Source organism: Thermodesulfobacteriota bacterium (assembly GCA_030583865.1).
Classification (GTDB): Bacteria; Desulfobacterota; GWC2-55-46; order GWC2-55-46; family GWC2-55-46; genus UBA5799.
Map to the genome: position 1 here is coordinate 1,814,852 of CP129479.1, position 25,902 is coordinate 1,840,753.

22 protein-coding genes and 3 tRNA genes are annotated in these 25,902 nt (G+C 57.0%); 6 read left to right on the plus strand and 19 right to left on the minus strand.

Features of this window, described 5'->3' with window-relative positions:
* The first annotated feature begins 13 nt into the window (after positions 1-13).
* Positions 14-1,183, plus strand: a complete 1,170-nt coding sequence (locus QY316_08610; GenBank protein WKZ31981.1) for a MalY/PatB family protein — start codon at positions 14-16, stop codon at positions 1,181-1,183.
* 54 nt (positions 1,184-1,237) lie between these two features.
* The gene (locus QY316_08615; GenBank protein WKZ31982.1) at positions 1,238-1,645 is read left to right on the plus strand and encodes a cupredoxin domain-containing protein; all 408 of its coding nucleotides are present in this window, start codon (positions 1,238-1,240) and stop codon (positions 1,643-1,645) included.
* A gap of 95 nt (positions 1,646-1,740) precedes the next feature.
* On the opposite strand, the gene QY316_08620 is transcribed toward QY316_08615, so the two are convergent.
* The 4 genes from QY316_08620 to QY316_08635 form a co-directional block, all read right to left on the minus strand.
* Entirely contained in the window at positions 1,741-2,067 is a 327-nt protein-coding gene (locus QY316_08620; GenBank protein WKZ31983.1) for a (2Fe-2S) ferredoxin domain-containing protein, read from the minus strand.
* Positions 2,068-2,255: 188 nt separating this feature from the next.
* Positions 2,256-2,630 (minus strand): DUF1622 domain-containing protein, encoded by a 375-nt coding sequence (locus QY316_08625; GenBank protein ID WKZ31984.1) that lies wholly within the window; start codon positions 2,628-2,630, stop codon positions 2,256-2,258.
* A 226-nt stretch (positions 2,631-2,856) separates the two neighbouring features.
* Complete coding sequence (locus QY316_08630; GenBank protein WKZ31985.1) at positions 2,857-4,374, minus strand: arylsulfatase; 1,518 nt, start codon at positions 4,372-4,374, stop codon at positions 2,857-2,859.
* 88 nt (positions 4,375-4,462) lie between these two features.
* Positions 4,463-5,689 (minus strand): anaerobic sulfatase maturase, encoded by a 1,227-nt coding sequence (locus tag QY316_08635; protein ID WKZ31986.1) that lies wholly within the window; start codon positions 5,687-5,689, stop codon positions 4,463-4,465.
* Between the two features lie 331 nt (positions 5,690-6,020).
* On the opposite strand from QY316_08635, the gene QY316_08640 reads away from it, so the two are divergent.
* From QY316_08640 to QY316_08655, 4 genes are all read left to right on the plus strand, one after another.
* Positions 6,021-7,115 carry a hypothetical protein gene (locus QY316_08640; protein ID WKZ31987.1) on the plus strand — a complete coding sequence of 365 codons (1,095 nt, stop codon included), beginning with the start codon at positions 6,021-6,023 and terminating at the stop codon, positions 7,113-7,115.
* Positions 7,116-7,230: 115 nt separating this feature from the next.
* Complete coding sequence (locus tag QY316_08645; GenBank protein ID WKZ31988.1) at positions 7,231-7,569, plus strand: hypothetical protein; 339 nt, start codon at positions 7,231-7,233, stop codon at positions 7,567-7,569.
* Entirely contained in the window at positions 7,566-7,952 is a 387-nt protein-coding gene (locus QY316_08650) for a DUF202 domain-containing protein (GenBank protein WKZ31989.1), read from the plus strand. The genes QY316_08645 and QY316_08650 overlap by 4 nt, the downstream gene beginning before the upstream one ends.
* 198 nt (positions 7,953-8,150) lie before the next feature.
* A complete protein-coding gene (locus QY316_08655; protein WKZ31990.1) occupies positions 8,151-8,945 on the plus strand; it encodes a hypothetical protein in 795 nt (264 codons plus the stop codon).
* Positions 8,946-9,019: 74 nt separating this feature from the next.
* On the opposite strand, the gene QY316_08660 is transcribed toward QY316_08655, so the two are convergent.
* From QY316_08660 to QY316_08730, 15 genes are all read right to left on the minus strand, one after another.
* Positions 9,020-9,096, minus strand: a tRNA-Asp gene (locus QY316_08660).
* Positions 9,097-9,154: 58 nt separating this feature from the next.
* A tRNA-Val gene (locus tag QY316_08665) sits at positions 9,155-9,230 on the minus strand.
* A gap of 143 nt (positions 9,231-9,373) precedes the next feature.
* Positions 9,374-11,812: an endopeptidase La gene (lon, locus tag QY316_08670; GenBank protein ID WKZ34102.1), complete on the minus strand. Its 2,439-nt coding sequence runs from the start codon at positions 11,810-11,812 to the stop codon at positions 9,374-9,376.
* Positions 11,813-11,927: 115 nt separating this feature from the next.
* Entirely contained in the window at positions 11,928-13,184 is a 1,257-nt protein-coding gene (gene clpX, locus QY316_08675; GenBank protein ID WKZ31991.1) for an ATP-dependent Clp protease ATP-binding subunit ClpX, read from the minus strand.
* Between the two features lie 46 nt (positions 13,185-13,230).
* The gene (clpP, locus tag QY316_08680) at positions 13,231-13,833 is read right to left on the minus strand and encodes an ATP-dependent Clp endopeptidase proteolytic subunit ClpP (protein WKZ31992.1); all 603 of its coding nucleotides are present in this window, start codon (positions 13,831-13,833) and stop codon (positions 13,231-13,233) included.
* Positions 13,834-13,944: 111 nt separating this feature from the next.
* The gene (gene tig / locus QY316_08685; protein WKZ31993.1) at positions 13,945-15,231 is read right to left on the minus strand and encodes a trigger factor; all 1,287 of its coding nucleotides are present in this window, start codon (positions 15,229-15,231) and stop codon (positions 13,945-13,947) included.
* A 93-nt stretch (positions 15,232-15,324) separates the two neighbouring features.
* Positions 15,325-15,407, minus strand: a tRNA-Leu gene (locus QY316_08690).
* A 243-nt stretch (positions 15,408-15,650) separates the two neighbouring features.
* Complete coding sequence (locus QY316_08695) at positions 15,651-17,837, minus strand: methyl-accepting chemotaxis protein (GenBank protein WKZ31994.1); 2,187 nt, start codon at positions 17,835-17,837, stop codon at positions 15,651-15,653.
* 372 nt (positions 17,838-18,209) lie between these two features.
* A complete protein-coding gene (locus QY316_08700; GenBank protein ID WKZ31995.1) occupies positions 18,210-18,875 on the minus strand; it encodes a hypothetical protein in 666 nt (221 codons plus the stop codon).
* The gene (locus tag QY316_08705; GenBank protein ID WKZ31996.1) at positions 18,876-20,468 is read right to left on the minus strand and encodes a hydrogenase iron-sulfur subunit; all 1,593 of its coding nucleotides are present in this window, start codon (positions 20,466-20,468) and stop codon (positions 18,876-18,878) included.
* Positions 20,450-21,256, minus strand: a complete 807-nt coding sequence (locus QY316_08710) for an SCO family protein (protein ID WKZ31997.1) — start codon at positions 21,254-21,256, stop codon at positions 20,450-20,452. The genes QY316_08705 and QY316_08710 overlap by 19 nt, the downstream gene beginning before the upstream one ends.
* Positions 21,257-21,693: 437 nt before the next feature.
* Positions 21,694-23,202, minus strand: coding sequence for a cbb3-type cytochrome c oxidase subunit I (locus QY316_08715; protein WKZ31998.1), 1,509 nt, complete (start codon positions 23,200-23,202; stop codon positions 21,694-21,696).
* Positions 23,203-23,417: 215 nt separating this feature from the next.
* The gene (locus QY316_08720) at positions 23,418-23,552 is read right to left on the minus strand and encodes a hypothetical protein (GenBank protein ID WKZ31999.1); all 135 of its coding nucleotides are present in this window, start codon (positions 23,550-23,552) and stop codon (positions 23,418-23,420) included.
* 223 nt (positions 23,553-23,775) lie between these two features.
* Entirely contained in the window at positions 23,776-24,312 is a 537-nt protein-coding gene (locus QY316_08725) for a cytochrome C oxidase subunit II (protein ID WKZ32000.1), read from the minus strand.
* 11 nt (positions 24,313-24,323) lie between these two features.
* On the minus strand, positions 24,324-24,482 hold the full coding sequence (locus QY316_08730) for a hypothetical protein (GenBank protein WKZ32001.1): 159 nt from the start codon (positions 24,480-24,482) through the stop codon (positions 24,324-24,326).
* Positions 24,483-25,902 lie beyond the last annotated feature (1,420 nt).

The following is a 25,902-nucleotide window of genomic DNA, read 5'->3' on the forward strand; positions in this document are numbered from 1 at the left end:
ATCGGAGGAATGCGTGAAATACGACTTCGACAGGATAATCCCCAGGACCGGGACAGATTCGGTCAAATGGGACCACCACCAGATGAAGGGCGAGGTGGACGAGATGATCCCCATGTCCATAGCGGACATGGACTTCGAGGCCCCTGACTTCGTTATTGAAGCGATAATAGAAAGGGCCAGGCACGGCATCTTCGGTTATACGGTAGTGCCTGAGGGCTATTATTCTTCGCTCTCCGGATGGCTCTTTAGGAGGTCGGGCTGGGAGGTGAGGAAGGAATGGATACGGCCCACTCCCGGGGTAATCCCGGCCCTCGCCTTTGCGGTGCAGTCATTCACCGAGCCCGGGGATGGAGTAATAATTCAGCCGCCCGTCTACCACCCGTTCAGGGCCGTAATCGCCGATAACGGCAGGACCGTCGTGAATAACCCGCTCAAATGCGAAGGAAACGCGTATTCGATGGATATCGAGGGGCTTAAGCGCGCAGCCAACGGCAGGACGAAGATGATAATCATCTCCAGCCCGCACAACCCTGTAGGCAGGGTATGGCGACGGGAGGAGCTTGAGGAGCTGGCGGAAGTCTGCCTTGAAAACGGCATTATAATCATATCCGACGAGATACACGCGGACCTCGTTATGCCAGGCTGCACGCACACGCCCACGGCAACGCTTTCGGACGAGGTTTCGAAAATAACCGTAACTTGCACATCCCCGAGCAAGACCTTCAACCTCGCGGAGCTTCACGTTGCAAACACCATAATCCCTGACAGGGGGCTCTATGAAAGGTTCGACCTGGCGCTCTCCAAGGCGGGGCTCAAGAGGCCGAACGTGCTCGGCATGGCCGCACTGGAGGCCGCCTACACAAAGGGCGGCGCATGGGTAAATGAGCTCATCGCCTATCTCAACGGGAACTACCTTTTCATGAGGGACTTTTTTCCGGAAAAGCTCCCTGAGGTAAAGGTATCGGCAATGGAAGGGACCTATCTCGGATGGCTCGATTTCAGGGGTCTAGGCCTCCCGGAGGCCGCGGTGGATGAAAGGCTCCTTTTGAAGGCAAGGGTGGACATGACGCCCGGGCGCATATTCGGCCCGGGCGGGGAAGGCTTCTACAGGATGAACCTGGCCTGCCCGAGGGCGGCGCTTGAAAAGGCGCTCACGCGGATATACGGGGCCTTCAGGGAATAGCGTCGCCTCTTTCTGTTATACTCCTTATGAAAAAGATGAGGAACCGGAGGCCGGATGAGTCATCTGATTATTGCCGTTATCCTGATTGCGCTCGGGGCGGTACCGGCGCTTACGCAGCAGAAAGGCGATGCATACGAGGCGCAAACCGGTCCGGACGGCGTTCAAAGGGCTGCGGTAACAGCCAGGAGCTATTATTTCAGGCCGGATCATATTATCGTCAAGGCCGGGGAGCCTGTCGAGCTTGAGTTAAGGTCCGATTCACTCATCGTCCCGCACGATTTTATCATAGACGCCCCTGAAGCGGGTATCGAGGTCTCGGAGGAGCTTACCAGGAAGCCTGTCTTCGTAAGGTTCACGCCGGTAAAAACCGGGATATACCGGTTCTACTGCGGGAAGGACTTCCCTCTTCAAAGGAGCCACAGGGAAAAGGGGATGGAAGGGGTGCTTGAAGTCATGCCCTGATATTGCGTTCTCGTGCGGCAGTGGAAAGGAAAAGGGAGGCTGTCCCGCCTGGGACAGCCTCCCTTTGACATTGCCCCTGCTTTCTTCTGCTCCGTCTACTTCCAGTCCCTGTCCTCCATCACCTTCCTGTTGACGGGTTTTCCACCGACAAGGTGCTCCTTTGTGATGGCCGCCGCGTCTGCCGGGGCCAAGTCCCTGTAGAAGACGTTGTCCGGGAATACGGCGGCAATGGGCCCCTCGAAGCACGGCCCCATGCAGCCTGTCTGCACGAGCGCGAACCTGCCGAAGAGGTCCTGCTGCTCGAATTCCTTCGCGAATGCCATTAGCACCTCGCGGCCACCCCTCAGCGTGCATGAGCCCTTCGGGTGCCCTTCGGGCCTCTCGTTCACGCATACGTAGACGAACTTTTCCGGTTTTGCCATGTATCCCCCTCCTGCAGAAAATCTGATTTGCGGCCCCACGGGGCCCGGCCAATGGATTATATCAAAAAATCGAATTCGCGGCAGGGTACCCTGAAAAAAAGCCCTGAAACCCGTTTTTCCGGGTTTCAGGGCTTTTCGTGTCTGCGGGGCCGACGGGAGCGGAGGGCCATCGGGTGACTTCTTGAAAGTCAGTGCTTTTCGCCCCTACCCTCAGGTGCCGTCTTTTTCGATCCCTGCCAGGGCCAGTGCCCTTCGATGTCAAGAGAAAGGGTCCATCCCAGGAACGTCCGCACCACTACGAGGCCGCCCAGCAGAGCGAGACTTTGCGGCGTCATCTCGACGACGGTACGGATTATATCAGCGGCCACCAGGAGTTCGAGACCTAGCAGGAGCGTCTTCCCCAGCACTATACGGTACCTCTCATAGGCGCCTGCGACCGTCGTCGTCGCCGAGTTTAAAAGCCATCGTACCGTTCCGAATGTGATGAGGCAGACCATGACCAGCACAGCCAATGCCTCAATGCCGGTGGCGGCGAGTTCGCTCCAGCCGCTTACCTGTTCCATCGCCTGCCTCCTGCCCCGTGTTCCTGGCGTCCGAAAGCGGCACGAGCTCTGCCTGCTTTCCCGCCACGCTGCCCGTCGTCAAGGCAATCGACCGGCCTCGGATACGGATACCCTGCAAAGCGCTATGGCGTCCTTCCGCTGTCAATGTAAATAAATCCAAATAAAAAGCCGCGGTATTTGACCGGCGGACTACAGTCCGGCGGTCAAGTGCCGGGTTCAGGCTTGCTCAAGCCGCCTTTGAGCCCGACGAGGCGGATTCAAGAGCCTCTTTCTTTCGCTGGAGGCTCTCCATCACATCGCCCATAGCCCAGCTTTCCGGGCGCTGCCTTGGCGGAAATTCCATCAAGGTCTTCATATATTCGCCAACGAGCGCGCTGGCCGGGATAAGCATGAACATCCGGTCAGCACGCCACTTCTGGTAGAAGACGTCAGCGGATACTTCCGCGTTCTCGAAAGGATCAGACCGCAGGTTGACGAGTATCGGCCACCTCAAATTTGTGAACGGTTCCTGCCAAACCTGAAGGCCCTCCCCCCGCTGGACGGTAAAATGGACTTTCCAGTTGCCGTAACGGAGCGCCATCAGGTCGCCTTCGTCGCTCCAGTAAAGAAAGCCATGCCGCGGGTTCTCCTTTACCTCGCCTTTCCAGTAAGGGAGGAGATTTATGCCGTCAATATGGACCTTGAATCTCTTCTTGCCTGCGGCGTAGCCTTTTTTGAGCTTCTCGACGATGTCCGGTTCCCCGGCTGCTGCCGCAAGCGTCGGCAGCATGTCCTGGTGAGAGAATATGTCGTTGCTGACGGTGCCCGGCTTTATTACCCCGGGCCAGCGTATGGCGCACGGCACGCGCCAGCCGCCTTCCCAGTTAGTGTCCTTCTCCCCGCGGAAAGGGGTAGTGCCCCCGTCCGGCCAGCTCAGCTCTTCGGCGCCGTTGTCGGTAGAGTACATGACGATAGTGTTGTCGGCTATACCGAGTTCATCGAGCTTGGCAAGGATCTCGCCCACCTGGCGGTCGTGTTCGACCAGTCCGTCGGCGGTAACGCCCAAGCCTGTCCTGCCCGCGCATTCCTTTTTCAAGTGCGTCCAGACGTGCATTTTTGTCGAGTTCCACCAGCAGAAGAAGGGCTTTCCGGCCTTGTGCTGGCGCTCGATGAAGTCTATCGCGCTTGCCGTTACCTCCTCGTCCATTGTCTCCATGCGCTTTCTGGTCAGCGGGCCGGTATCCTCGATCTTCTGTGTGCCGTCAGGATTCGCCAAGCAGCGCAGCACGCCCCGCGGCCCGAACTTCTTCCTGAATTCGGGGTCCTTGGGGTAGTCCTCGTTTTCCGGTTCCTCTTCAGCGTTCAAGTGATAAAGGTTTCCGAAAAACTCGTCGAAGCCGTGAACAGTGGGCAAAAACTCATCCCGGTCGCCGAGGTGATTTTTGCCGAACTGGCCGCAGACGTACCCGTGCGGCTTGAGCATGTCGGCGATGGTGGGGTCTTCCGGCTGAAGGCCGATCTTGGAGCCGGGGAGCCCGACCTTCGTCAGCCCCGTCCGGATCGGGGACTGGCCGGTGATGAAAGCCGCCCTCCCGGCGGTGCAGCTTTGCTGCCCGTACCAGTCCGTGAACATCGCCCCTTCCCTGGCGATCCGGTCGATGTTTGGGGTCCTATAGCCCATGATGCCGTGGTTGTATGCGCTTATGTTGAACCAGCCGATATCATCACCAAACAGAATCAGAATATTCGGTTGTTTCTTGGCCATGTTTTTCCTCCCGTTCTGATTGACCTTCATTGACGCGCCGAGACCGCGGCATCGGTCATGGAATCCATTTTGCCGAAAAATCCGGTCTTTACGTCGCGTTTTGCACCTTGCCTCTTCGTTTTCGTTCCGCTCCCATCAAATTCATGACCTCACCAGCCGGCCTTCCTCGCCGGATCAGGCCGGCCATAATTTTCATGGGACGGTCCGCATGCCTGAAAAACGCCTTGTAGCCGCCGCAGAGGTAGTTCAAACCAGCCTCTCCGTCCGGCGTGCGCATGAAACGGTTCTTTGGACATTCGCCGTTGCAGATATGAAGGACTTCGCATTTGAGGCAATACCCTGGGAGCGTGTCCCGCTTGTCGTTCCCGAACCGCTCCTGTTGGGCCGAGGACACGAGCTCTATCATCGGCGTCTTAAGTATGTTTCCCAGGTAGAAATCGGGCGAGACGAAGTGGTCGCAGGAATACAGGTCGCCATTGTGTTCCAGCGCCGTCCCCTGGCCGCATGTAGGCCCGAATATGCAAAGGGTCCCCGCCATTCCGAGCCAGCCGGCAAGGGCCCCGTCAAAGTTCAGGATGAAGGACCGGCCCACGTCGTTTACGACCCATTCGTCAAAGATCTCGATCAGAAAGCGCGCCCATTGCCCTGGCCGAACGCTCTTTTCCGTGACCGCATTGCCTTCTGCTTCCCTCTCTACTATCGGGATGAACTGGAGATACTGTGATCTGAGCTCGTCGCGAAGAAACCGGTATACCTTAAGAGGATGCTCGGCGTTCATCCTGTTGACCGTGCAGAGGATGTTGAATTCCACGCGGTGCTTCTGCAGCAGCCTGGCGGCCTTCATGGCCCGCTCGAACGTCCCATGACCTCCCATGTCCTTCCGGTAGAAGTCGTGAAGTTCTCGGGGGCCGTCCATGCTCAAGCCGACGAGGAAATTGTTCTCATGAAAGAATTGACACCAATTGTCGGCGAGCAGTACTCCGTTGGTCTGGAAAGAGTTCTCGATTACGGTTCCGGGCTTTTTGTACCTTCTTTGCAGCTCGACCGAACGCCTGAAAAAGTCTAGCCCCATGAGCGTCGGCTCGCCGCCCTGCCATGCCACGGTCACTCGCGGCACCTGATGAGCCTCGAAGAGCTGCCTTATGTAAGACTCGTGGACGTCGTCCGGCATCCGGAAATTGCTTCCAGGATACAGTTCCTTTTTTTTAAGGAAAAAACAGTAGTCGCAATTCAGATTGCAGGCGGAGCCTGACGGCTTTGCCATGACATGAAATGCCATGGGGGCTTTTATCGACCCGCTTTCGGCCTTTGTCATGCGTGTTGTGCCTCTTCTGGAATTCAGCCGTATCGACTGCGTTTGGCTCATGCACTATGCCGGTGTGCGGCGCTTCCACAGCCCGTGCATACTGCTTGGGCGTCCTGTCCTCTTATTTAAGTTTTATCTCAATTCCGATTTTGTCAAACCATAAGCCTCTGGCGGCCTGCGGCCACCCTAGGCCGCTTGCAGGCAGATGAATCGGTGCTAAGCTAATATGTATCTGAACAGTTTTTCAATTCCTCACCTGAAGGCAGGGCTTCACGGACCCTTACCAGCCGCGCCGCAAAATGGGGCAAGCGTCCAATTCATAGAACCAGGGGACGAGCGGATGCAGGAGCATGGCGGGGAAAATGCTATCACTCGCGGGGAGCGGCGCTTTGTGGCCCTGTGGTCCGCGCTAATCCTGCTACTTTATGCCATTTACGGAGCTGCTGCCGTAAGCAAGTTGCTGCATTACAGGAGCGAGGCGGAAAGGACGCAATCGTACGCTTTCGGCAGCGCGCCCGCCGGACCTTCCGTACAGCCTGAAAGTGAGTTCGGGCAAGTCGTCACGGGAATATACGTCAATCACATCGGGGAATTTTCCGTCAGGGAGGGCGGCTGGGCGGCCGACTTTGACATCTGGTTCCGGTGGGCCGGAAGCGAGGTCAACCCGGCAGAGAGGTTTCGCGTTGTTAACGGCGAAGTCGATTCGAGCCAAAAGATTGAGTCATATGTCCGGCGGGGGGAGGGATACGAGCGTTACCGCGTTAAGGCGCGTTTCACTAAAGACTTCGATTCCGGCAGGTTCCCTTACAGTGATGAAATTTTGACCATTCAGATAGAGGACGCCGTCCAGGGTGCGCAGGCGTTAAGCTATGTTGCCGACGAAACCGGAAGCGCTGTCAACGCCGCCGGGGTTCCGAGCTTCCTTAAGATTGAGAAAACGACGATTAGAAGCAAGCTGCAAGAAAGCAGAGCGCGCGTGGGCTCGCCTGGCCTTCCAAATGGAGGTCCTAAAACTCGCTCCACGCTCATCTTTGCCATGCTTGTGGATCTTCCCGGCTCGGCCATTTACATGCGGTTGTCCCAGGCGCTTTTCGCCTCCGTAGCTATTGCGTTCATTGCCTTCTTTATCAAGCCCACTCATGTAGACCCGCGCTTCGGGCTGGGCATCGGAGCTGTTTTTGCCTCGGTCGCCAACAACATTTCCGTCCAGGCAGCGCTGCCACCCCCGATGCATATTACCATTCTCCAGATGGCCTATACCGTGTGCCTGGCGACGATATTCTTCGTACTTGTTCAGTCGGCCATTTCCCTGTACATACTTGATACGCTTGGCAGGGAAAAGCTGTACCGTTATTTCGACAAGGCGTCTTTTGCTGTTTTCGCGTTCGGATATACGGCCGTAAATCTTGCGCTGCCGATTGCAGCAAGTGCATGAAGGAGCGAAAATGAACACGTCAGCTGGCTCAGGACGGCTCGGATGAAAAAGGGTACATGCGTTGGATGATCTGACACGCACATTCGAGGATATAATCGGTCGGATAAGCGGGCCGATGAAGTTCCGGCTGGTCCTTCAGCCGCTCATCGCATCGCTTTTTGCGATCCGCGACGGGCTTAAGGACGCCAGAGAGGCCCGCCCCGCCTATTTATGGGCCATATTCACCCAGGCAGGTCACCGACGGGAGCTTTTGCGGGACGGCTGGAAATCGGTTGCCAGGGTCTTTACATTCGCCGTCTTCATGGACGCTCTTTACCAATTGATAGCCCTCCGGTGGTTCTATCCCGGCGAGGCGCTCATGGTCGCCGCGACCCTGGCTTTCGTCCCCTATCTGCTGATTCGCGGCCCTGTCAACCGGATAGCCAGGCGCGCCCATGTGGGCCGTGAAAGATGACCGGCCGGACCGTCGAGACCGCAGCCGGCCCTTCGGCTGGCACGAAACTCGCGGTCGCGCGCACCAACTTGGCCTGGGAACGCACATTGATGGCCTGGATACGCACATCCATGTCGTTGATAACATTCGGGTTCACGATTTACAAGATATTTCAATTCGAAGAGAGGGAGGGCCTTCGGCAGTACATAGGGCCGCGCGAGTTTGCTATGATTATGATAGCAATAGCCCTGGTCTCGCTAACTGCGGCAACTGTGCAGAACCTGAAGAACAGGGCAGCCCTCGGGAAAATAACCGAACTCCCGCGTTCGGTGGCGGTATGGGCATCGGCGCTGACATCGCTGCTCGGAATCGGAGCAATGATCGCCGTGGTCTTCAGGCTGTAACCGGCGCCATCGTGTGACTTCGCCAGGGCGCAAAAAAATCTATCCAGGCAGATTGCGCAGCGCGGAATCTGTGCTAAACTTTTTGAATCACGAAACCGTTACCCGGATTTTGCCGCCGAATTCTCGACAAACCAACGCCGCAGGCCGTGTGGCCGCCTCAAACTACCGGCAACTATGAAGCGACCAAGGAGAATTCTCATGCTCAAGAGACTGGTTATGGCGTTATTCGTCCTCGTTGGGACCACTTCAGTGGCTGTGGCGCAGGATGACGAAAAAAGCAAACAGGATGTAACGATAGAGCTGGAGGGGCGCTATTTGTTTCCAGATTTCGAGGCGGACGTGAGGGCTGGGTTGGGCAACATACAAGGCTCCGACATAGACCTCGAAAGAGACTTTGATGCAGATATCGACGACATACCAATCGGCAGGCTGAACTGGTACACCGGCCCCAAGAGCAGGATCTTCCTGGAATATCGCAGGAGTAAAATCGACGGGGAGGCGGCTCTCGCGAGGCCTATAACCTTCAAGGACGTCACCTACGATGTGAATGCTTCGGCCAGCGCTGAACTCGAGATAGACTACTACAGGCTGGGCTGGATATGGCAGTTCATAACCGCATCAGAGGGCAAATTCAAGTTCGGAACCCAGCTCGAGGCGAGATACTTGCACGCAGAAGCTACCCTTGAAGGACAGGTAGGCGGCACTTTCGCATCGAGGTCCGAGAATTTTGACGCGGCATTGCCTGTTATCGGCCTAGCCCTCGATGTCAACCCCGTCGAGGAGATCAACCTGTTCGTCAGCGTTGTAGGCCTGCCCGAGATCGAGGGAGTACGCTATTTCACCGCAAAAGGTGGACTGAAGTTCATACCCATAAGAAATTTCAGCATATCCGCTGGCTACAGGTATGACGAGGTGAAGGCCGAAGGCGATAATGACGACTTCATCAAGGTATCCATCAATGGGCCGGTTGTCGCCGCTTCGTTGAGGTTCTGAGGTTCGGCAAGCATTATTCGAAATAAAACAAAGCCCTAAAACCAGATTTTCTCGGTTTTAGGGCTTTTTTTGTCTGGCGGGGCCGACGGGACTCGAACCCGCGCCCTCTGGCTTGACAGGCCAGCGTTATAACCGACTTAACTACGGCCCCGTTTTTTACGCTTTAAAAGCCCACCCTCTTTATTATAGCAGGGTGCGGCTGCATTTCATGGTAGGCGGAACAGGGTTCGAACCTGTGACCCCAGCCTTGTAAGGGCTGTGCTCTACCGACTGAGCTATCCGCCCTCTGAAACCGGCGCGGCATCCGGGCTTTTATAGCGCCCAATTGAATGGAACTGCCCGGCCTCTCAAGTTGAATCCCCCGCCTTTCGGTGGGGGATTTGATTTTATATCAATTCCAGCTCTCCCTGTCAAGGAGATTCGGAGCTTTAGTGCCTTACGAGGTCACCTGCAACCGGCGCGGGCGGCTCGGCAGGAGCTTCAGGGACGACAGCCGTCTCTACGGCCTTGACCTTGAAAATCTCCTCCCTGGTCTTCGCGTCCAGCGCCTTTATCAGCACCTCGTCCATGTGCTCGACGAGCTCGGTCTTGACCTTCTTCAATATCTGCTGCGGTATCTCCTTGAGGTCCTTCTCGTTCTCCGCCGGGATGAGCACCTTTGGTATGCCGGCCCTGTGCGCCGCGAGGAGCTTCTCCTTCAGGCCGCCTATGGGAAGTACCTTTCCGCGTAGCGTTATCTCTCCGGTCATCGCGACGTCCTTACGGACGGGTATCTTCGTAAGCGCGGACACGAGCGCCGTTGCCATTGTGATGCCCGCGGACGGCCCGTCCTTCGGGATCGCGCCCTCGGGGACGTGGATGTGCGTATCGAGCTTCTGGTAGAAGTCCCTCTCGAGGCCGAGCTCGGTTGCGCGGCTCCGGACGTAGGTCATGGCGGCCTGCGCGGACTCCTGCATCACCTCTCCGAGCTTCCCGGTTATCGTTAGCTTCCCTTTTCCGGGGACCAGCGCCACCTCTATTACCAGGAGCTCGCCGCCGACCTCGGTCCAGGCAAGGCCCGTGGCCATGCCCACCTCGTTCGTCTTGTCCACGGTGCCGTAGCGGTAGGGCGGCACGCCGAGGTACTTGGCGAGCGACCTGGCCGTTACCGTCACCTTCGCGTTCAGGCCCTTCTTCAGTATCTCCTTGGCCGCCTTCCTGCATATGGCAGCGACCTGGCGCTCGAGGTTCCTTACGCCCGCCTCTTTCGTGTATCTCCTTATGAGCATGAGGATGGTGGACTTCCCCATGTCCAGGTTCGTCTTTGTAAGGCCGTGCATCTTGAGCTGCTTCGGGAGCAGGAACCGCTCCACGATATGGAGCTTCTCAAGCTCGGTGTACCCGGGTATCCTTATAAGCTCCATCCTGTCGAGGAGCGGATAAGGGATGCCCTGCACCGAATTGGCGGTCGTTATGAACATTATCTTCGAGAGGTCGTAGTCGCAGTCGAGGTAATGGTCGCTGAACGTATGGTTCTGCTCAGGGTCCAGCACCTCAAGGAGCGCGCTAGCCGGGTCGCCCCTGAAGTCGTGGCTCATCTTGTCCACCTCGTCAAGGAGGAAGACCGGGTTGTTGGAGCCGGCTTTTTTCAAGGACTGCACGATCTTACCGGGCATGGAGCCTATGTACGTCCTCCTGTGGCCCCGTATCTCGGCCTCGTCCTTCACTCCGCCCAGCGATAGCCTGACGAAGTTCCTGCCGGTCGCCCTTGCGATGGACTTCGCGAGCGAGGTCTTCCCGACGCCCGGAGGGCCGACGAGGCAGAGTATCGGGCCCTTCATCTCGTCCACGAGGCCCCTTACCGCCAGGTACTCGATTATCCGCTCTTTCACGGCCTTTAGCCCGTAATGGTCTTCGTCCAGGACCTTCTCGGCCTCGGTTATGTCCTTCTTCTCGTCGGTGACGTTCTCCCAGGGGAGCGAGAGGAGCCAGTCTATGTAATTCCTGGAGACCGTGGCCTCCGCCGACATGGGCGACATCAGGCGGAGCTTCTTAAGCTCCTGCTTGGCCTTCCTGGTCGCCTCCTTGGACATCTTCTTGGTCTTGAGCTTTTCCTCGAACTCCTGTATCTCGCCCTTAAGGTCGTCCTTCTCGCCGAGCTCCTTCTGTATGGCCTTCATCTGCTCGGAGAGGTAGTACTCCTTCTGGGTCTTCTCCATCTGGCGCTTCACCCTCTGGCGGATCTTCTGCTCCACCTCGAGTATCTCTATCTCGCTCTCCATGATGGAGTAGAGCCTCTCGAGCCTCTTCGTGGGGCTCGGGAGCGCGAGGAGCGCCTGCTTGTCCTCTATCTTGATCGTCAGGTGCGAACAGATGGTGTCCGCGAGCCTGCCCGGGTCCTCTATCGAGGATACGCTCATCAGCATCTCGGGCGGGACCCTCTTGTTGAACTTGACGTAGCTCTCGAAGGACTTTATGACCGACCTCGTGAGGGCCTCGGTCTCGACGGTCTCGTCTATTACCTCATCGACCTCCTCGACCGCGACCATGAAACAGTCGTCCTCGGAGACGTACTCCTTTATCTTCGCCCTCTTCTTGCCCTCGACCAGCACCTTGACTGTCCCGTCCGGGAGCCTCAAGAGCTGGAGGATGGTGCCGAGCGTGCCGACCTCGTAGATGTCGTCCTGGCCGGGCTCCTCCGTCTTGGCCTTCTTCTGGGCCGCGAGCAGTATGGATTTGTCCGAGCCCATCGCGAGCTCGAGGGCCTTTATGGACTTCTCCCTTCCCACGAAGAGGGGCACTACCATGTATGGAAATATTATTATGTCCCTTAACGGTATGAGCGGGACTATCATCCTGTCTCTCTTCAAATCCCTTCCTCCCTTTATGAAGGACAGCATCTCTGAAACCCTCCGGGCCCGGGCTTACGGCCTGCCCTGGCGCCGCCCGCCTGCCCGGCGGCCAGTTGTCCGAAAACTTGAATACGCCGTCTCAGGCGGGGTCTCAGGCCGTCTCGGCCCTGTTGCCGTACACGATAATGGGCTTGGCCTTGTCGAAGATAACGTCCTCGTTGATTATGCACTCCTTGATGTTGGTCTGCGAGGGGAGCTCGTACATCGTATCGAGCATCACGTTCTCGAGGATTGCGCGGAGGCCCCTTGCCCCTGCCTTCCTCCTCATCGACTCCTTCGCGACCGCGGAGAGCGCGCTGTCGGTGAACTTGAGCTTCACGTTCTCGAACTCGAAAAGCTTCTGGTACTGCTTTATGAGGGCGTTCCTGGGCTCCGTGAGTATCCTCACCAGGTCCTTTTCGCTCAGTTCGTCGAGGACGGCCGTCACCGGGAGCCTCCCCATGAACTCGGGTATAAGCCCGTATTTCAGGAAATCCCCGGGCTCGACCTGGTGCATGAGCTTCGTGTAGCTCGTGTCCACGTCCTTCTGCTTAGATTCGTCCGTACTGAACCCCACGGCCCTCTTCCCTACCCTCTGGGCCACGATGGAATCCAGGCCCGAGAAGGCGCCGCCGCAGATGAAAAGTATGTTGGTGGTGTCCACCTGCAGGAACTCCTGCTGAGGGTGCTTGCGGCCTCCCTTGGGCGGCACGTTTGCGACCGTGCCCTCGATAATCTTCAGGAGCGCCTGCTGTACGCCCTCTCCGGAGACGTCCCTTGTTATCGAGGGGCTGTCGCTCTTCCTCGATATCTTGTCGATCTCGTCTATGTAGACTATGCCCTTCTGGCACCTCTCGATGTCGTACTCCGAGTTCTGCAGAAGGGAGAGTATTATGTTCTCCACGTCCTCGCCGACGTACCCGGCCTCGGTCAGGGTGGTGGCGTCGGCTATGGTGAAGGGCACGTTCAGTATCTTCGCGAGTGTCTGCGCAAGGAGGGTCTTCCCTGAGCCGGTCGGGCCGACGAGCAGTATGTTGGACTTCTGGAGCTCAACGTTCCCGAGGGACACCTTGGACTCGATCCGCTTGTAGTGGTTGTGGACCGCGACCGAAAGGACCCTCTTCGCGTGCTCCTGCCCGATGACGTACTCGTCGAGGATGTTCTTTATCTCCGCGGGCTTGGGGATGGCATGCTCCCTCTTCTTGAACTCCTCTTTCTCGTACTCCTCGGCAATGATGTCATTGCAGAGCTCTATGCACTCGTCGCAGATGTACACCATCGGCCCGGCTACGAGCTTCCTCACCTCATCCTGCCCCTTGCTGCAAAACGAGCAGGTCAGGTAGCTGCCGCTTTTCTTGTTGATCGACATCTTCTCCTCCGACCATTCCTTTGGCCGAAACCCGCGTTTTTAATCCCTATTTCGGCTTGGCTTCAGTTGTGACCCTCTTCTCTATGACCTTGTCAATTATACCATACTCGACCGCCTGCTGCCCAGTCATAAAAAAGTCGCGCTCCGTGTCCCTGTGTATCCTGTCGAGAGGCTGGCCGGTATGCCGGGCCAGTATGGTTGTCAGCTCTTCCCTTACACGCAGTATCTCCTTGGCCTGTATGTCTATGTCGGTAGCCTGCCCCTGCGCGCCTCCGAGCGGCTGGTGTATGAGTATCCTCGAATGCGGGAGAGCGTAGCGCTTGCCCGGCGCGCCGCCCGCGAGGAGGAGCGCCCCCATCGACGCCGCCTGCCCGATGCAGATGGTCGAGACGTCGGGCTTTACGTACTGCATGGTGTCGTAGATCGCGAGGCCGGCGGTAACGAGCCCTCCGGGGGAGTTCACGTAGATGTGGATGTCCTTATCAGGGTCTTCGGATTCGAGGAAAAGGAGCTGGGCGACGATCAGGTTCGCGATGTTGTCGTCCACGCCGCTCCCCAGGAAGATTATCCTGTCCTTGAGGAGCCTTGAATAGATGTCGTACGACCGCTCTCCCCTGCCAGTCTGCTCGACTACTATAGGGACAAGCATTTACCCCTCCGTTTATCGGCAACCTCTAAAAACGATCTTTTTTCCGGCCTTCCTTGATTGCGGAAAAAATCTCCAATTTTATAGGTTGCCTGTTTTTATTGCCCGCCCCGATTACGGGGCCGGCTTGCTCGCCTCTATGATGATGTCGAAAACCTTCTCGTGCCTGAGCCCGTCCCTTATGACCCCGAGGGCCCCTTCCCTCTCTATCCTGGCCATGAGGGACTCGTAGGAAACGCCCCGCTGGGCCGCTATGTTCCTTACAGCTTCCTCCACCTCGAGGGAGCTCGCGTCCACCTGCTCCTTCGCTGATATGTAGTCGAGCACTATGTCTTCCTTGACAGAACGCACAGCCGCGGGCGCGTACTTCTCCTTTAGCTTCTCTATGTCGAGCCCCTTGTCCTCCGGGGCTATCACCCCGGCCTTCATGTTCTCAATAACCCTGCCTAGTATTATGCCCAGGTACCTGTTGACGAGCGCCTGGGGCACATCGAACGGGTGTTTCTCTATGAGCCTCGTGAGTATTTCGGTCTTAAGGCGCTCCTTGGCATCGGCTTTCTTGTGCTTCTCTATTTCCTCCCTGACCTTTGCGCGAAGCGCCTCTACGCTCTCGAGGCCCAGCTCCTTGGCGAAGTCGTCGTTCACCTCGGGGGTCCCCTTCTCCTTCACGGATTTCACGACCACCTTGAAAAGGCCGGTCTTGCCGGCAAGGCCGGTTTCGCTGTAGTTCTCGGGGAACTTGATTTCAAATTCCCTTTTCTCGCCTTTTTTTGCGCCCTTGAGCGCCTCGTCAAATCCGGGCAGGAGCGTCTTCTCACCTATTATACACCCGTAATCCGAGCTTTTTCCGTTCTTTATCGGCTCCCCGTCGAGGAACGCCTCGAAGTCCACTACGGCCATGTCGCCGTTCTCCGCGCTTCTATCCGCCTCGACCCATTCGCCAGCGGCCTTGCAGAGGTTGTCAAGGCCCCTTTTGATGTCTTCCTCCGTGACCGTAACCTCCTCCTTTTTAAGCTCCATGCCCTTGTAGCCGTCGATATCGACGCTAGGCTGGACCTCAACGGTCACCGAATATGAGAAGTCGTTGTCCTCGCTTATCTTCTCGGTCTTGAGCTCGAAGCTCGGGGCCTCTACAGGCATGAGCTTCTTCTCCTCCAGAGCATGGGGGTAGGTCGACTCTATCAGCTTCCTGGTCACGTCCTCCTGGACATGGCCTGCGAACCTGGCCTTCAAGATATTCAGCGGGACCGAGCCCTTCCTGAACCCGGCGACGTTCGCCGTGGACTTCATAGAGCGGTACGCCGCGTCTATTTCCTTCCTTACCGTCTCGGCGGGCACCGAGATATCGAGCTTCTTCTTTACCGGGGTCAAATCCTCGACTTCGACTCTGATGTTCTGCATCGTACCCTTCCCTCTATTCTATATGAGATTTCTGTCAGGCTGCAGCCTGAACATGCTTTGAGTCTTTCAGTAACCTGCGAGACCCTAAGAAACTGGTGCGAGAGGGGGGAGTTGAACCCCCACGGTTGCCCACCAGATCCTAAGTCTGGCGCGTCTGCCGATTCCGCCACTCTCGCAAGGGACTTTTCCTTCCGGGCCGAAGAGCAGGCCCATTCCCATGTTCAGGAGCAATGCCGCCAGCTGAGAAGCTTCAAAATAAGGCAGGTTTGCTTAGGCCGGAGCCCTTTAAGAGGGCTTTGCAGCGCAAAAAGGCGACTTTTATAACAAACTTAGGGTATTATAAGGTATCAAATCCCCCCATGCAAGCCCTTTTACTGCCGGAAGGCCCTGGTTTCAGGCCGTTTAACCCCGGTCCCCTCCTATTTGAGCTTGAACCTCTTTACCCGCTCGGTCATCTCGCGGTCGAGCCTGGCAAGCTCCTCGACCGCCCTGTCCGCGGCAACCGCCCTCTCGATGTTCTCGAATGAGACCTTCCGGACGGCGTCCAGCGCCTCGATGACCTTGGTGGTATTCCTGCTCTGCTCCTTTATTACGTCGTTTATGTATGTGACCATCCTGTTTACGTCGCCTATGGTGGATGTTATCTGGCGAGTCGACTCGGCCTGAGATTTGGTGGTGGCCTTGACCCTGTAGGTTATATCGGACATGCGCTCGGTCGCCTTGTTTATGAGCTCGCTGCCCCTGGCGTGCTCGTGGGTGGCGTTCACGATCCTCCTCGTCATCTCCGCGAGCTTTTCGGTGGTCTCGGCGACCATCCTGCTCTCTCTTGCCTGGAGCTCGGATGCGGCGGCTATCTGCCTTACGCTCGTCGTCGACCGCTGGGCGCTCCCCAGTATCTTCTCGAGCCCCTCCCCGGCCTTCATCGAGAGCCTTACGCCCTCCTCTACGCTCAGGTAGCCGCGCTCCATTGACTTCACCGCCCTGTCGGACTCTATCTCAACCGCGTGGATTATCTCCGAAACTTCTTTTGCGGAGGTGGAGGCCCTTTCGGCCAGGTCCTTTATCTCGTTGGCCACGACCGAGAAGCTCTTGCCGTGGTCGCCGGTCTGGGCCGCGATGATGGCGGCGTTAAGGGCCAGGAGGTTCGTCTCCTCCGCCACCTCCTGTATCACATCGAGAATTTTGCCGATTTCTTTAATCCTTTCAGAGAGGCTGTTTATAACGTGCGTCGACTCCCTGGTTATCTCCTTGGCCTTGAGTATCCCGTCTATGGTCGACTCGACAGTCTCCATGCCTGCCTTGGCGTCCTTTATGACCTCTTCCGCGAACATCGAGGCCTCCGCGGCGTTCGCCTCAACCTCCCTTATGCTCGCGCTTATGTGGGTTATCGACGACGAGACCTGGGTTACGGCCGAAGAGAGGCTCTCAATGCTCTCGGATACGTCCTTTATCGAGAAGGACATATCCCTCGTCGAGGACGAGGTCTCGTCAACGCTCATTGATAGCGCCTCCATGCTGTCAACGACCTCGTTTATGCTAGCCCCGAGCTCGAGCACCGAAATGGAGCCCTTTTCGAGCGACTTAGCAAGGACCTCGGTGTAGTTTGCTATGCCTGATATGGAGGCGTTTATACCGCCCATGTTGGCGCCTATTGAATCAAGTGCCGCGCCCTGGGCGTTCGAGCCCTCGAGGACGGAGCTGCTCATCTCGGCGACCCTCTTCGAGATTCCCGTGGCCTCGTCAGAGGTCCTCCTCATGTCCTCTATCATCCTGTGGAGGTTCCTTACGACCTCGTTCATCTGCACCCCGAGGTCGCCTATCTCGTCGTTCGAGTCAACCTCGGCCTTGCCCGTGAGGTCGCCGGATGCGAGGTGCCTCGTCGTCTCGACGAGGGAGAGTATCGGCGATGTGACGACCTTCCTTATGAAGGCCAGCCCCACGAGGCCCATTGCAAGGACCACCACGAAACCGAAGCCTATTGAGCGCCATATGTCGTTCATGGCCGCCGCAAGCTCGTTCTCTATTGGTATTATGACCTCGAGCCCGCCGGTGACGTCACCTATCCTGTAGTCCTTTTTCGGGCTTGCCGCATGATTGTTGTGGCAGTCGACGCAGGTCTGGGAAGTGGCCACGTCCGGCAGCATGTACCTTATGGACCTCTTCCCCTTATAGTCCTCAAACCTGTAGAACTCGGCTGAAGCGCCCTTGTCGAACCTGCCGAGGGCCTCCCTCTGGAAGTCGTCCTTCGGAAGGTTGGCGGGGTTTACGGGCCGGAGGCTCACGAGCTCCATGTGGAAGAAGCCCTCTGAGCCGAGGCCCTGGGAGGCCTCCTTAAGGAAAGTCAAATGTAGCGGTATGGACCGTTCCTCATCGAGATAGGAACTCGACACGGAAAGGCCGGAATCGAGGGCCTTTTTTACGACCGTCGAGGTATAGTACTGCCGCCCGGCGGCGAGCTCCCGAGTAAGATAGCTCGCTGTCATGTGGGCCATCCTCTGGGTCTGGGCGATCCTCTCGTTATATATGTATACGCTGTAGATGCCGAAGATAACGGCCCAGACAAGGGCGGCGAAGATGAGGAGCTTGACCCTGATACCTATTCTCATTAAACCCCTTTTGAAAGGCTGGCATTCATGCGCAGGAAAGCACCGGATGCGCAACGTACTGTGGCGTAACCACCTCGTATTATAACCTAAAATGCCATTTTACAAAGGAATTTCTGCAAGGCGGGATGGAAAGGGGACGGGAGTGGCGAAACTGGAGAGACTACTGGGGGGAACTTTCTATAGAAAGCTCCCCCCGATTAGCTTTCGACTTTACTATTAATGCAACCTCTTAAAATTTGAGATTTTTTCCCGCAATCAAGGAAGACCGGGAATAAAAAGCGGAGCATATATGAAAATATGTGAGCATTTTTATTCCCGGCCTGACGCAGAGTCCGGGGAAAAGATCAATTTTCAGAGGTTGCAGGCCCCTGGCTAATCCAGGGCAAGGTTACCTGCCTTATCGCTGAACCAGATGACCTTCACGTCGCCGGGCGCGACGTCGATGGTTGTTTCGACAGCATAGGCGGGTTTTTCCTTTGTCCCGGCGTTATACATGAGCGCCTTTATCCTCCGCTCGCCGGGTTTGAGGCTTAATTCGCTATAGATATAGGAAGCCATGTCCCTTTTAAGGCCGGTGGGCGCGTAAGATTTATCGAGCGCCTTTTCACCGTCTATGTATACCTCGACCATGACGGGGTGCCTCTCGCGCGAGCACTTGGCGAGCCTCGCGATGTCCATCTGCACCCTTCTCGCGTCCTTAAGCTCTCCCCTGTACCTCTCGCCCTCCTGCCTTATGAGCCCGCCTTCGTCGCAGTCCTCGACCCTTTGCCCGGACTGCTTGAAGGCGACCTTCAGGAGCGAATCATCCGGGCCGTAATGTGCGTACGGCGGGTCGGATATGAAATAGACCGGGGCGAGGAGTATGAGAAGCGCAAGGGTCGCCCTTACGACCCCCCATATCGGCACGGGCTCCTTTTTTTTCGGGACAATGCCTTCCCTGGCATCCTTTTCCCTGCCCTTCCTCCATTCCCTCCACAGCACGAACGCTACCGGGATGAGGAAAGCGAAAAGGGTTACCAGGATTATGGCCATCTTCATTTATTTACTCCTGTCAGCGAGCGAGGAGCGGAACTCGTCCAGGACCTTGAAGAATTCGCTCTCTTCGGCTGACGATAGATAAACGGTCCGTATCCTGGACCTGTCGATTGATTTCCTGACGAGCGGCGGCCTGTACCCGTGGAGCCTTCCCGTGAACCACTCGTCCCCCTTTCTGTACTGGCAGTCGCCCTGGCGGCAGCTCGAGACGAAGACGCCGTCGAGGCCTACGGACTTCTCGAACGGTATGGATAGCATCGACGGCTGGAGCATGCCTATGCACGGGAGTGATACCACCCTGGCCCATTCGCGGCCCTTGAGCCTTCCGTCGGGGCCCGTGAAGGCGTCGAGCCTTGCGCCCTTGGCGCACGCGAATACGAGCACACCGGGGCCTTCCACCCCGGATTCCTTAATCTCCTTTGAAAGGCCCCGTATCCTGGCCTTTACGTCCGCCTCGGTCATGTCCGGGAGGTCAAGGGCCTTGTAGTCGCAGGAGCCCATGCATATGCCGCAGCTTGCGCACCGCTTCGGCACTATCACCGCCTCAAGAGGGTAAGGCATGCCGTCGGTCCTCTTCCTCATGTATATTGCCTGGTACGGGCAGTCCTCCATGCATAGCTCGCACCCGGTGCAGTTTTCGAGCGTAAGCCGCACCGCCGGGCCGCGCCTTGAGCGCGTAAGCCACGGCACCGCCGCGGCGACAAGGGTCGCGGCGGCCAAAAAGCCCCAGAGCTGGTGGGCGCTCATGTAGGCGAGGAGCGGGTATATGAACATGTAAAACCAGTCGAACGGGACCGCCTCGACGAGCCTGCCGAGCTCCGCGGGCGGCGCGCTCGTGGCGGGCCTTATGAACGAGACCGCGAACAGGGCGGCCATTACCGCGTAGGCAAGGACCCGCGGCGGGTTTATGACGGCCCTCGTTACCCTGACTATGTGGACGAGGAGCAGTATGAAAAGGAAGAATATGGACGAGAAGTGGATGAATAGTATTATGTAGAAGAACTGGTCGGTCAGGTGCTCGGCCCTCGCGAAATTGAGGCTCAAGGGTATGCCGAATATGGGTATGTTCTCGAGCATGTGCGCCGAGAGAGTGGCTATGAGCTGCGCCCTCTGGTCCCACACCATCCAGTACCCGAAAATGCCGGCCGCGACTATCACCCAGGCTATGCCTATGCCCGTGACCCACGCCACCCACCTCCAGTGGGCGTACCTGTCGAGCATGTAGCACCTTAAGGCGTGGAGTACCATGACGAGCACGAGGGCGTCGGACGCGTACCTGTGTAGGCTCCTCATGACCCCGCCGAGGTACCACTGGTTGACGGTCAGGTCCTGTACCGAGAGCCACGCGCCCTTTACGCTTATGCTGTAGAAGAGGAAGAGGTATATGCCTGAGACGAGTATGACCCAGAGGAAGAATATCCCGAGCGCGCCGAGGTAGTAGAAGGGGTTGTAGGCAGGGGTCGTCAGGCGGTTCACCTGGGCCTCCATCAGTAGCCACAACCTCTGGAGCGCGCCGCCCGAGAACTCCCGTTTAGCTCCCGGAGCGCCTCCGCCGACCGGCGCTTCCGCGCTCCTCGTCATTTCCTTTTCATCCATCTGCCTATCCTTCTCCCCCATACCGCGTATACTATGGCACCGATTATGAGCGCCTGGAGCGCTATGCTCACGAAGACGGGGTAGTCGAGCACGTATTTACCGGACTGCGGGTCGTACCTGTAGCAGAAGAACTTTATCCTGTCCACCAACGTGAGCGAGCCCGAGACCGCGGCCTTGCCAGCTATGAGCTCGTCAAGGCGCATGGCAAGGTTCTGCGGCTGGGAACGGATGCTGAAGACCTGCCTGTAAATCGTGCCGTCCGGCTTTACCGTGGTCACCATGTCCATGTGGTCGAAGCTCCCGTCGTCCTGCCTGAAGGAGAAAAACCCGGCGTCGGCGAGGAGCTTCTCTATTGTCTCATGGTCGCCGCCCGCGAACCTGAAGCCCTCGAAGCTCTTGGTGTAGCTCGACCCGTATCTATTAAGGCGCTCCGGGGTGTCGTTCGCCGCGTCAAAGCCTATGGTAAGGACCTCGAACCTGTCCCCGAACTTCGCCCTTGCGCCGTCGACCGCCCTCTTAAGCTCCATCGTTATCGTGGGGCATACCTCCGGGCAGCTCGTGTAGATATAGCTCAGCACCAGCGGCTTTCCCTTCCCGAAATACTCGCTCAGCATGAAACGGTTCCCGTCCTGGTCGAAGAGGGCGTAGTCGCCGAGCTTGCGGCCCTCGGCCTTCAGCGAATTGTCTACGGCGGCCTTAAGGACCACGGGGTCGGGCTGCTGGAGAGCGAAAGAGGGCGCGGGAAAGACGTGCAGGAAGATGAGCAACAGTGCCAGGTATGCGGGCATTTCAGGTCCTTCCGGAACGTAATCTAAGGAAGCTCTGATTTATTCCGTTTCTGTCATTCTGAGGGAGCGTAAGCGACAGAAGAATCTCGTGACTTGCAGGTTTTTCAGAATACGAGATCCTGATCTCGCCCCGTCCTGGGGCACGCCCCTTCGGGCCTTGCACCTTTGGTGCAAGTTCAATTTTCGCTATCCTGCGAAAATTGTCGCTTCGCTCAGAATGACAACATTTGCGAATTAATCAGAACTTCCCTAATACAATCGTAACAGCCGGGGATGGTTCTTTACATGACCTTTGTCAGGAAGCTAATGCCTTGAAAATTATATCATTTTACGGCAAGGAAATACAGGGGACTGCCCCATAAAAAAAGCGGGGCCGCAAAACGGCCCCGCCTGCCTGTGCGTTCAAGTAAAGCGCAGTCCCTGCGCTCCCATCCTGGTCAGCCCTCTATCCTTTTCCCCCAGATGATTGAGCCGAACGAGAGCGCTATGTAGAGCGCGCCGCCGGTGACCGCGAGCACGCCCCCGACGCCCATCATTGAGAGGAAGAGGTCGATGGACGGGTCGAAGGAGAATGAGAAGGGCGCGCCCGAGAAGGTTATGTCGTAGTGCCTCCTGGGTACGCCAAACGAGCCCGCCGACATCATGCCGATTGAGAGGAGCGCGACCCCGACGCCGTAAATATAGGGCTGTATGCTCGCAAAGCCCTTCCAGATGAGCTCCCTCCTGAAGACGTAAGGCACGAGGAGGTAGGTGAAGCCCATGAAGGCCACTGTCGTGCCCGCGACGACGGTGCCGTGGAAGTGGCCCGTTATGGCGATCGTGTTGTGGCGGATGATGTTGAACTGCTCGGTGCCGAAGATGACGCCGGTGATGCCGCCGAGGAAACCGAAGAGGAGTATCGAGATGGCGATGGACGAGAAGGCCGGGTTGCCCCAGGGCGCCTTCTTGAGCCACTCGAAGAGGCCCCTCGTGTGCCCCTGGTTCCTCAAGGCCACTTCCATCGAGGCCGGGACCGCGAAGGCGTGTATCATGCTGGCGAGGACCGCGAGGTGCATCATGTAGCTCGTGTTCACGATCTTGTGCCAGTTCGAGAGCGCCGGGTCCACGAGAAGGTGGTGCTCGGAGGCGACGTTTATGAAGAGTATGTAGAGGACGAATGCCGTCCTCGAGAGCTTCTCGTTAAGTGGCTTGCCGCCGATGACGAAGTACGAGGTCATGTACCACACCGCGACCATCGCGCTGACGTTTATCTGCTGCGAGGGGTGGCCGAGGCCCCAGAACACCAGCCTGTACGCCGCCGGGTCGATGTAGCTCATTATGTCCATCGACCAGAGGAGAGTTGGTATCATGATGGCCGCGCCGTGGGCGAGCGTGAGGATGCCTATGATGCTCGCGGCCAGCATGCCGAAAGCGCCGAGCGGCAGGGTCCGCTTGTACCCGCCGTCCCTCTTCGAGAGCGCGACGTTTATGAAGAAGATGATGAAGCCGATGAGCGCGCCCACCGCGAAGAGGATGACCCCGAGGTAATAGAGCGGGTCGCCCTTCAAGGGCACGTACGAGGTGAACATAACGTCGGCACCGCCCATGAGGACGATTATGTTGATTATCGCCCCGCCTATGAGCATGAGCGCGAATGCCACCCAGCCGAGCCACGGCACGTATGAGCGCGTGCCCAGGAGCGCCGCGGAGGTGAAGTGCACGAGCGCGACCTCGAAGAAGATTATCCAGGCAAGGAGCGCGTCTATGCCGTGGAGCGTCAGGAACCTGTAATAGTAATCGAGCGGCAGGAGATGCACGCTCGGCCACCTGGTAAGGACGACGAGGAGCCCCAGAAGGCCGCCTACCGCGAATGTCGCGAGGGCGGCGATCACGTTCCACCTTACCAGGTGCTCGGTCTGCGAATCTATCTTGAGCCCTGAGAGCGGGTCCGTCCTGAAAATAGCCATATTATGTCAAGCACCTCCCGTTCTGATTTTAGGCAGCCTTTAGCAGGCTGCTGAAAAAGCTCAATCTGCTGAGCCTTCAAACTTGGCAACTCCGGCGTTCAAAAAAGTACGCCTCATTCCTCATTTTTCGACTTCTTGCATCTTGAGCTTTTTGAGCAGCCTGAACGTGCTTTGGTTTCAACAAACAGAACCCTGCGTCCGGGCAGCGCCGGATGCTACTGCACGCCCCAGACGTCCGTAAGCCATTTGAGGTGCACGAACCATATCACGATGAAAACGACTAGGAATATGAGGGCAAGGACGAAAACGCCCGGCGCCTCGATTATGTCCCTGTGGTCCTGCTTAGGCATTTCAGACCTCCTTTGGTTGAGCCTTGATAACTCCGCGCCTCCCCTTGTCTATTCAGCAGAGGTAGGGTGCGCTATGCGCACCATGCTCCGGCGGGCACAGCCCGCCCTACAATTGCCGAATTTCCCCCTTTTCCAAAGGGGGACTGAGAAGGATTTGTAATGGCGCGCAGGCGCACACTAGATAATCTCCCCTGCCCCTCTTTATGAAAGAGGGGGATACCTGTCAAGCCTCCGGCTCACTCACGTACATCTTGCCCACCATCAGGTGGTGGCCCAGGCCGCAGTACTCGTTGCAGACTATGTGGAACTCGCCTGAAGTCGTCGGCGTGAGCGTAAGCACGTAATCATAGTCCGGGAGCACCATGAAGTTCATGTTTATGGGCAGTATGGAGAACCCGTGCTGTATGTCCACTGACGAGAGGTGGAGCTTGTAGGTCCTACCCTTCTCAAGCTCGACTATGGGGTACCACTGCCACATGGACGCCCTTATGTAGACCGGCTCGTCCGGGTTGGGGCGGACGACAGGGAAGCCGGCCTCCTCGCCCACCTGGTATTTCTCCACCATGCCGTCTACGAGCCTGTCAAAGTCCTCGGCTGAGACCCTGTACGTCTCGGAAGGCGGGTTCTGCGCGCCCACGAGGTGGTATACCGGCATGAAGACGAACGAGACGAGCATCCAGATGAGGGCCAGCGCGACCCATATCCTCTCGTCCTTGCTTAGCGGGTTCCACCATACTCTTTCAGGTTCGTGTATCGCCATTTCCTACCTCCTTAAGGGGCCACGGGGAGCTGCGGCACCATTACTATCTCTATGAGCCCCCATACCGTGTAGACCACAGTCGGCAGAACGACGCCGAGTATCAGAAGAAGCCAGATGTTGTCGTAAAAGACCTGCCAGGCCGGAATCGGCCCATCCGCTTTTTCAGCCATTTACTCCTCCTTTTTTGGCGTCTGCCGCCGGCACGAAGGTGCACTTGTGCCGTTTTCAGGTAAGTTCCGGGACACTATATAAGGATGCCGCCGGGAGAGAATATGACATTTGTCATATTTCCTGAACTTCCAATAATTTTTGAGAAACTACGGAATTCCAACGGGCCGCAAGCGTATTTAACGCTTTTTCCGGCCCGGATGCCGGTTCGTACGGCCTTTGAAACATGGAAGAAAGGACCTGATGAGTCGACGGGCATGCCCGTCCGCGGACAACTACAGCTTACCTCGCAAGAATTTATATCAAATCCGGGTATTTGTCAATAATTGAACCTGACAGCCTCCCCTCCCCATTGTTTAATCAGGCGGGAGGGGATAAATGGGAAGGGTGATGCTTAAATCACTAATGACGCGCGGAGCTATTTCGCGGCACTGCCGCCATTGCGAGGGACTTTAGTCCCGAAACAATCTCATGCACTTACGGAAATATATGAGATTGCCGAGGCGCTTAAGCGCCTCGCAATAACCGCAATCGGTTAATCTCCCCTTTCCCCCTCTTTAAAAAAGAGGGGAACCCTTTTAACTTCCACCTTAGAAAAGGCGCGGTATAAGGGATTTCCCCCTTTTCTAAAGGGGGAAGGAGGGGGATTATATTAGGGATGCGCGGAGCGCAACCAATGCTATTGGCAGGAATCAGTGTCCCAGTTCTGAGGTCCGGAATCGTATCGCAACTGGGAAGGGTCTCTTTAATCTCCCCTGTTCCCTCTTTAGAAAAGAGGGGGACCCTCATAACCTACACCTTAGAAAAGGCGGGACCGGAAATTTTCTCCCTTTTCTAAAGGGGGACGGAGGGGGATTATATTAATGGTGCGCACACACACCCTACGCAAACTGAAGCGCCTCGCAATGACTGCAATCGGTTAATCTCCCCTTTCCCCCTCTTTAGAAAAGAGGGGAACCCTCATAATCAACACCTTAGAAAAGGCGGAACCGGGAATTTTCTCCCTTTCCTAAAGGGGGACGGAGGGGGATTATATTAATGGTGCGCACAGCGCACCGTACGCAACTGGGAAGGGTCTCTTTAATCTCCCCTGTCCCCTCTTTAGAAAAGAGGGGGACCCTCATAACCTACACCTTAGAAAAGGCGGGCTCAGGAATCTCCCACTTTTCTAAAGGGGGACGGAGGGGGATTATATTAATGGTGCGCACAGCGCACCGTACGCAACTGGGAAGGGTCTCTTTAATCTCCCCTGTTCCCTCTTTAGAAAAGAGGGGGACCCTCATAACCTACACCTTAGAAAAGGCGGGACCGGAAATTTTCTCCCTTTTCTAAAGGGGGACGGAGGGGGATTATATTAATGGTGCGCACACACACCCTACGCCACTGCCGCTCTTTAGGAAAAAGGGAGTAGGAAACAAAAAA